6 protein-coding genes are annotated in these 8,495 nt (G+C 59.5%); all 6 read right to left on the reverse strand.

The window, feature by feature from the left end; translation table 11 throughout:
- Positions 1-107: 107 nt before the first annotated feature.
- Genes fabI through ACRESJ_RS32060 form a run of 6 tightly spaced genes read right to left on the reverse strand, consistent with a single transcriptional unit; the run spans position 108 to position 8,286 of the window.
- Positions 108-902 carry an enoyl-ACP reductase FabI gene (gene fabI / locus ACRESJ_RS32035; RefSeq protein ID WP_186704859.1) on the reverse strand — a complete coding sequence of 265 codons (795 nt, stop codon included), beginning with the start codon at positions 900-902 and terminating at the stop codon, positions 108-110.
- Between the two features lie 20 nt (positions 903-922).
- Positions 923-2,533 carry an ABC transporter ATP-binding protein gene (locus tag ACRESJ_RS32040; RefSeq protein WP_431761487.1) on the reverse strand — a complete coding sequence of 537 codons (1,611 nt, stop codon included), beginning with the start codon at positions 2,531-2,533 and terminating at the stop codon, positions 923-925.
- 1 nt (position 2,534) lies between these two features.
- Positions 2,535-3,554 carry an ABC transporter permease gene (locus ACRESJ_RS32045; RefSeq protein ID WP_431761488.1) on the reverse strand — a complete coding sequence of 340 codons (1,020 nt, stop codon included), beginning with the start codon at positions 3,552-3,554 and terminating at the stop codon, positions 2,535-2,537.
- A gap of 1 nt (position 3,555) precedes the next feature.
- Complete coding sequence (locus ACRESJ_RS32050; RefSeq protein ID WP_431761489.1) at positions 3,556-4,629, reverse strand: microcin C ABC transporter permease YejB; 1,074 nt, start codon at positions 4,627-4,629, stop codon at positions 3,556-3,558.
- A gap of 4 nt (positions 4,630-4,633) precedes the next feature.
- Positions 4,634-6,475 (reverse strand): extracellular solute-binding protein, encoded by a 1,842-nt coding sequence (locus tag ACRESJ_RS32055; RefSeq protein ID WP_431761490.1) that lies wholly within the window; start codon positions 6,473-6,475, stop codon positions 4,634-4,636.
- Positions 6,472-8,286 (reverse strand): extracellular solute-binding protein, encoded by a 1,815-nt coding sequence (locus ACRESJ_RS32060; protein ID WP_431761491.1) that lies wholly within the window; start codon positions 8,284-8,286, stop codon positions 6,472-6,474. The genes ACRESJ_RS32055 and ACRESJ_RS32060 overlap by 4 nt, the downstream gene beginning before the upstream one ends.
- Positions 8,287-8,495: the final 209 nt, after the last annotated feature.

Here is an 8,495-nt window from a genome sequence, read left to right on the forward strand (position 1 = left end):
CTCCTACACCGATCCCAGTAGGAGCTGCCGAAGGCTGCGATCTTTTGATGTTCATATCCATAAAAAAACCCGCCAAAAGAGGCGGGTTTTTATTGGCTAAGCGAAGATCACTCTTCGATGTTGCCCATGGCCGTGGTGTTGAAGCCACCGTCCACGTACATGATTTCACCGCTGATGCCCGACGCCAGGTCCGAGCAAAGGAAGGCGCCGGCGTTGCCGACTTCTTCGATGGTGACGTTGCGACGCAGCGGGGTTTGCGCTTCGTTGGCGGCCAGCATCTTGCGGAAGTTCTTGATGCCGGAAGCAGCCAGGGTGCGGATCGGGCCAGCCGATACGCAGTTGACGCGGGTGCCGTCCGGGCCCAGGGAGCCGGCCAGGTAGCGTACGCCAGCTTCCAGGGAAGCCTTGGCCATGCCCATCACGTTGTAGTTCGGCATGGTGCGCTCAGCGCCCAGGTACGACAGGGTCAGCAGGCTGCCATTGCGGCCTTTCATCATTTCGCGACCAGCCTTGGCCAGGGCCACGAAGCTGTAGGCGCTGATGTCGTGAGCGATGCGGAAACCTTCACGGGTGGTGGCTTCGGTGAAGTCGCCGTCCAGTTGGTCGCCCGGAGCGAAACCAACGGAGTGCACGATGCAATCCAGGCCGTCCCACTTCTTGCTCAGCTCTTGGAAGACCTTGGCGATTTCTTCATCGCTGGCCACGTCGCACGGGAAGCACAGCTCAGGGCTCGAACCCCAGCCTTGTGCGAACTCTTCGACACGACCCTTGAGTTTGTCGTTCTGATAAGTGAAGGCAAGCTCAGCGCCCTCGCGATGCATGGCGGCAGCGATGCCGGATGCGATGGACAGCTTGCTGGCGACACCGACGATCAGTACGCGCTTACCGGCGAGAAAACCCATGTGTTGCTCCTCTTTTCAGGTTATTGCGCAGTGTCTGGTGCCAAAAAAGCGGCTTCCAGCAACTGCTGTGTATACGGATGTTGGGGGGCGGCAAAAATGCTTTGCGCGTCTCCCTGTTCGACCACTTGGCCATGCTTGACCACCATCAGCTGGTGGCTCAGCGCTTTGACGACAGCCAGGTCATGGCTGATAAACAGATACGTCAGGTTGTACTTGGTTTGCAGTGAACGCAAAAGCTCCACCACTTGGCGTTGAACGGTCCGGTCGAGGGCCGAAGTCGGCTCGTCCAGCAGAATCAACGCCGGTTTTAGCACTAATGCCCGGGCAATGGCGATTCTCTGCCGTTGCCCGCCGGAAAATTCGTGGGGGTAGCGGTTCCGGGTTTCCGGGTCCAGACCTACCTCCTTGAGTGCCGCAATAATCGCTTGTTCCTGTTCTGCCTCGGTGCCGATCTTGTGGATCCGCAAGCCTTCGCCAACGATCTGGCTGACACACATCCGTGGGCTCAGGCTGCCGAACGGGTCCTGAAACACCACCTGCATCTCCCGACGCAGCGGCCTGACTTGTTGTTGCGTCAGGCAGTCTAGCTGCTTGCCTTCAAAACGGATCGCACCTTTGCTACCGATCAACCGAAGGATCGCCAGCCCCAGTGTCGACTTGCCGGAACCGCTTTCACCCACAATCCCCAAGGTCTGGCCCTGGGGCAGGCTGAAATTGATTCCGTCCACCGCCTTGACGTAATCCACCGTGCGTTTGAGCAAGCCTTTCTTGATCGGGAACCAGACTTTCAGGTCCTCGACCGCCAGCAAAGGCGGGCCTACCACATTGGTCGCCGGCTTGCCGCTGGGCTCCGCTGCCAGCAGAGTCCGAGTGTACGGATGCTGCGGCGCGCGGAACAACTCTTCGCACGATGCCTGTTCGACGATGCAACCGCGCTGCATGACACATACTCGATGCGCAATTCTTTTAACCAGGTTCAAATCATGGCTGATCAGCAGCAATGCCATGCCCAGGCGAGTCTGCAACTCCTTGAGCAGTTCGAGGATTTTCAGCTGAACGGTTACGTCCAGTGCGGTGGTCGGTTCGTCGGCGATCAGCAGTTCCGGCTCGTTGGCCAGGGCCATGGCAATCATCACCCGCTGGCGCTGGCCGCCGGACAGCTCGTGGGGCAGGGCCTTGAGGCGCTTGTGCGGCTCGGGGATGCCGACCATCTCCAGCAACTCCAGGGTGCGCTTGGTCGCGACTTTGCCGACCAACCCCTTGTGGATGCCCAGTACCTCGTTGATCTGCTTCTCGATCGAGTGCAGCGGGTTGAGCGAGGTCATCGGCTCCTGAAAGATCATCGCGATTCGGTTGCCGCGGATATGGCGGACGGTCTTGTCTTTCTGGTCCAGCAGGTTTTTCCCGGCGTATACGATGGTGCCGGATGGGTGCCGGGCCAGCGGGTAGGGCAGCAGGCGCAGGATCGAGTGGGCGGTGACCGACTTGCCGGAGCCGCTTTCGCCCACCAGCGCCAGGGTTTCGCCACGCTTGATGTCGAAGCTGACGTTTTCGACCACCCGCTGGCTGAGATTGCCGACGACGAATTCGACGGCGAGGTCGCGTACTTCGATCAGATTGTCCTGACTCATTTCACTTCCTCGGGTCGAAGGCATCGCGAGCGGACTCGCCTATAAACACCAGCAAACTCAACATCAACGCCAGCACCGCAAACGCGCTTATGCCCAGCCACGGCGCCTGCAGGTTGGACTTGCCCTGTGCGACCAGTTCGCCCAGCGACGGGCTGCCGGCCGGCAAGCCGAAGCCGAGGAAGTCCAGGGCGGTCAGCGTACCGATGGCGCCGGTCAGGATGAACGGCATGAAGGTCATGGTCGAGACCATGGCGTTGGGCAGAATGTGGCGGAACATGATCGAACCATTCTGCATGCCCAGCGCCCGGGCCGCACGCACGTATTCCAGGTTGCGGCCACGCAGGAACTCGGCCCGCACCACGTCCACCAGGCTCATCCAGGAAAACAGCAGCATGATCCCCAGCAACCACCAGAAGTTGGGCTGGACGAAGCTGGCCAGGATGATCAGCAGATAGAGCACCGGCAACCCGGACCAGATCTCCAGGAAGCGCTGTCCAGCCAGATCGACCCAGCCGCCGTAGAAACCCTGCAAGGCGCCGGCTATCACGCCGATGATCGAACTGAACAGAGTCAACGTCAGGGCGAACAACACGGAAATCCGGAAACCGTAAATCACCCGGGCCAGAACATCGCGGCCCTGGTCATCAGTGCCCAGCAGGTTGTCCGCCGAGGGCGGGGCCGGCGCCGGGACTTTGAGGTCGTAGTTGATGCTCTGGTAGCTATAGGGAATCGGTGCCCACAGCACCCAGGCGTCCTTGGCCTTGAGCAATTCGCGGATGTACGGGCTCTTGTAGTTTGCCTCCAGCGGGAATTCGCCGCCAAAGGTGGTTTCCGGGTAACGCTTGAGCGCCGGGAAGTACCAGCCGTTGTCGTAATGCACCACCAGCGGTTTGTCGTTGGCAATCAACTCGGCGCCGAGGCTGGCGCCGAACAGGATGAGGAACAGCCACAGCGACCACCAGCCCCGTTTGTTGGCCTTGAACAGTTCGAAGCGGCGGCGATTGAGAGGGGACAGGTTCATCTCAATGCTCCCGTCTTTCGAAGTCGATGCGCGGATCGACAAAGGTGTAGGTCAGGTCGCCGATCAGTTTCACCACCAGCCCCAGCAGGGTGAAGATGAACAGGGTGCCGAACACCACTGGATAATCACGGTTGATCGCGGCTTCGAAACTCATCAGGCCGAGGCCGTCGAGGGAGAAAATCACTTCCACCAGCAACGAGCCGGTGAAGAAAATCCCGATGAAGGCCGACGGGAAACCGGCGATCACCAGCAGCATGGCGTTACGGAAGACATGGCCGTACAGCACGCGGTGCCGGGTCAGGCCCTTGGCCTTGGCGGTGACCACGTACTGCTTGTTGATCTCGTCGAGGAAACTGTTCTTGGTCAGCAGGGTCATCGTTGCGAAGTTGCCGATCACCAGCGCGGTCACCGGCAGTGCCAGGTGCCAGAAGTAATCGAGGATCTTGCCGCCCATGCTCATCTCATCGAAGTTGTTCGAGGTCAGCCCGCGCAGCGGGAACCAGTCCAGATAACTGCCGCCGGCGAATACCACGATCAGCAGGATGGCGAACAGGAACGCCGGGATCGCGTAGCCGACGATGATCGCCGAGCTGGTCCAGACATCGAAGTGGCTGCCGTGTCGCGTGGCCTTGGCGATCCCCAGCGGGATCGACACCAGGTACATGATCAGCGTGCTCCACAGCCCCAAGGAGATCGACACCGGCATCTTTTCCTTGATCAGGTCGATGACCTTGGCATCGCGGAAGAAGCTGTCGCCGAAATCCAGCGACGCATAGTTCTTGACCATGATCCACAAACGTTCCGGCGCCGATTTGTCGAAGCCGTACATGTGCTCGATTTCCTTGATCAGCGCCGGGTCCAGGCCTTGCGCGCCGCGGTAGGCGGAACCGGCCACCGACACTTCGGCACCGCCGCCAGCGATGCGGCTGGTGGCGCCTTCAAAGCCTTCGAGCTTGGCGATCATCTGTTCCACCGGCCCACCGGGGGCAGCCTGGATGATCACAAAGTTGATCAGCAAAATGCCGAACAAGGTCGGAATGATCAGCAGCAGTCGCCGAAAAATATACGCCAGCATCTGATTACTCCATGCCCGCAGGATCGGTTTGCAATTCGGTTTCGACTTCTATCGCCGGTTTGGTATCGGGCTTGACCCACCAGGTGGCGGTGCCGATGTCATATTTGGGCGAGACCTTGGGGTGGCCGATGTGATTCCAGTACGCCACGCGCCAGGTCTTGATGTGCCAGTTGGGAATCACGTAATAACCCCATTGCAGCACGCGGTCCAGTGCACGGGCATGGGCCACGAGGCTTTTGCGCGAATCGGCGTTGATTAGTTGCTCGACCAATTGGTCCACTACCGGGTCCTTCAGACCCATTGAATTTCGGCTGCCGGGTTTGTCGGCCGCCGCCGTCATCCAGAAATCACGCTGTTCATTACCGGGCGAGTTGGACTGCGGGAAGCTGCCGACGATCATGTCAAAGTCCCGCGAGCGTACACGGTTGACGTACTGGGAGACGTCGACCCGGCGTATCACCAGGTCGATGCCCAGGTCGCTCAGATTGCGTTTGAACGGCAACAACACCCTTTCGAACTCGGTTTGGGCCAGAAGGAACTCGATCTTTACCGGTTTGCCTGTGGTGTCGACCATTTTGTCATCGACGATGCGCCAGCCAGCTTCTTGCAACAGGTGATAGGCCTCGCGTTGCTGAGTGCGGATCATGCCGCTGGCATCGGTGACCGGGTTTTGGAACGCCTCGCTGAACACCTGCTCGGGAATCTTGCCGCGGAACGGATCGAGGATCGCCAGTTGATCGGCATCCGGAAGGCCGGTGGCGGCCATTTCCGAGTTCTCGAAATAACTGCGGGTGCGCGCGTAGGCGCTGTTGAACAATTGCTTGTTGGTCCATTCGAAGTCCAGCAACAGCGTCAGGGCCTGGCGTACGCGCACATCCTGAAACAACGGCCGGCGCAGGTTGAACACGAAGCCTTGCATGCCGGTCGGATTGCCGTTGGGGATCTGTTCCTTGATCAGGCGACCTTCGGTGACGGCGGGAATGTTGTAGGCGTTGGCCCAGTTCTTCGCGGTCATCTCCAGCCAGTAATCGAACTGCCCGGCCTTGAGCGCTTCAAGCGCTACCGTGTTGTCGCGGTAATAGTCGGTGGTCATCACATCGAAGTTGTAGAAACCGCGATTGACCGGCAGGTCCTTGCCCCAATAATCCTTGACCCGTTCATAGCGAATCGAACGCCCGGCCTTCACTTCGGTCACCTTATAGGGGCCGCTGCCCAGCGGTACTTCCAGGTTGCCTTTGCTGAAGTCTCGGCTGGCCCACCAATGTTTCGGCAGCACCGGTAACTGGCCGAGGATCAATGGCAGTTCGCGGTTGTTGCTGTGCTTGAACTTGAACAGCACCGTCAGCGGGTCTTCGGCAACCACGTCTTCGACGTCGTTGTAGTAGCCGCGGTACATCGGCGAGCCGTCCTTGATCAGGGTCTGAAAGCTGAACACCACGTCTTCAGCCCGCACGGGATGGCCGTCATGGAAGCGCGCTTCAGGCCGCAGATAGAAACGCACCCAATCGTTGTTCGGGGCTTTTTCGATCTTGCTGGCGATCAGGCCATATTCGGTAAAAGGCTCGTCCAGGCTTTGCTTGGTCAGGGTGTCGTAGATCAGGTCGACATCGTTCGCCGACACACCTTTGCTGATGAACGGGTTGAGGCTGTCGAAACCGCCGAACCCGGCCTGGCGGAATTTGCCGCCCTTGGGTGCGTCCGGATTGACGTAGTCGAAGTGTTTGAAGTCGGCCGGGTACTTCGGCGGCTCGTTGTACAGGGTCAGTGCATGCTGTGGCGCGGCACTGGCCAGCCCTGCGAACAACAGGGCGCTGGCCTGCAGGAGCAGGGCGCTGATGGGCTTCATCGATCTTTCTCCGAAGATTTCAGCCACCACGCGCTCAGGCCCAGGGTGTAGGGCGGCGTGGTGACGAAGGCCAACCGGTTTCGGTAAGCCAGGCGGTGATAATTAAGGTACCAGTTGGGAATGATGTAGTGCTGCCACAGCAGCACACGGTCAAGGGCCTTGCCGGCGGCGACTTGTTCATCGCGGGTCTTGGCCGCGAGCAACAGTTCGAGCAAATGGTCGACCACCGGATTGGCGATGCCCGCGTAGTTCTTGCTGCCCTTGATTTCGACCTGACTGGAGTGAAAGTACTGCCACTGTTCCAAGCCGGGACTGAGGGTCTGATTGAGGGTCATCAGGATCATGTCGAAATCGAACTGATCGAGGCGTTGCTTGTACTGGGCGCGATCCACCGTACGCATCCGGGCGTCGATGCCGATGCTGGCCAGATTTTCGACGTAGGGTTGAAGGATGCGTTCCAGGTTCGGGTTGACCAGCAGGATCTCCAGGCGCAACGGCTGCCCGGCCGCGTTCTGTAAGCGCTGACCATTGAGCTTCCAGCCGGCCTCGGCCAGCAGGGTCAGCGCCTTGCGCATGGTTTCCCGGGGAATGCCTTGACCCTGTGTTTGTGGCAGGGTGAACGGTTCGGTGAGCAGTTTGGCAGGAAGCTGTTCACGGTAAGGCTTGAGCAGTAGCCATTCATGGCCGACTGGCAGGCCATTGGCGGAGACCTCGCTGTTGGGGTAGTAACTCAGGGCGCGTTTGTAGGCACCGCTGAAGAGCGTGCGATTGGTCCACTCGAAGTCGAACATCAACCCCATCGCCTCGCGAACTTTGGCCTCGGAAAACGTCGGGCGGCGACTGTTCATGAACAAGCCCTGGGTCTGGGTCGGAATCTGGTGCGGGATCTGTGCCTTGATCACTTCGCCACGGCGTATTGCCGGAAATCCGTAGCCGGTTGCCCAGTTCTTCGCCTGATGCTCGATGTAGATGTCGAACTCGCCCGCCTTGAAAGCTTCGAATGCCACGTCGCTGTCCCGGTAGAACTCGACTTCCATGCGGTCGACGTTGTACTTGCCCCGATTGACCGGCAGGTCCTTGCCCCAGTAGTCCTTGACCCGTTCGAAAACGATTTGTCGCCCCGGCGTCACCGAGGTGATGCGATACGGGCCGCTGCCTAGCGGCGGTTCGAAGGTGGTTGCCTTGAAGTCACGTCCCTTCCAGTAATGCTGAGGCAGCACCGGCAACTCGCCCAGACGCAGGATCAGCAACGGATTGCCGGCGCGCTTGAACACGAAGCGGATGCGCTGGGGATTGAGAATGTCGACCCGCAACACTTCCTGCAGGTTGGTGCGGTACTGCGGATGTCCTTCCTTGAGCAGCAGGCGATATGAAAACGCCACGTCGTAGGCGGTGATGGGCGTGCCATCGTGAAAACGTGCTTCTGGGCGCAGGTTGAACACCACCCAACTGCGGTCCTCGCTGTACTCGACTGATTGGGCGATCAGGCCATAGCTGGAGGTTGGCTCGTCACCGGACGGCGCGTATTGGCCGGTGCCGACCATCAGTGGTTCGTTGAGTTCGTTGATGCCGTATTGCAGAAAATTCGGAGTGGCAACCGGGCTGGTGCCCTTGAAGGTGTAAGGATTGAGCGTGTCGAAAGTGCCAAACGCCATCACCCGCAACGTACCGCCCTTTGGCGCTTGCGGGTTGACCCAGTCGAAGTGGGTAAATCTGGCCGGGTACTTGAGCGTGCCGAACTGCGCATAACCATGGCTTTCGCTGATCGTCGCGCTTGCGGTGGAGCTCAAGGCCAGGCTGATCAGGAGCAGGAGGAGGGGACGCTTCAAGTCAGGGATCCGATCCAGGCGGCTTGGGCTTTGTGGCCCGTACAGTAACAGCTTGTCTGGACAGGAAAAAGACGGGTCTGGAAAGGAGGGGAAGGTTCTAAAAACTGTAGGAGCCGACTTGCTGGCGATGGCGATCTGAAATTCATCACCGCTATCGCCAGCAAGCCGGCTCCTACAGCTATGGTTACCCC

It is taken from the genome of Pseudomonas sp. (assembly GCF_050739655.1).
Lineage (GTDB): Bacteria > Pseudomonadota > Gammaproteobacteria > Pseudomonadales > Pseudomonadaceae > Aquipseudomonas.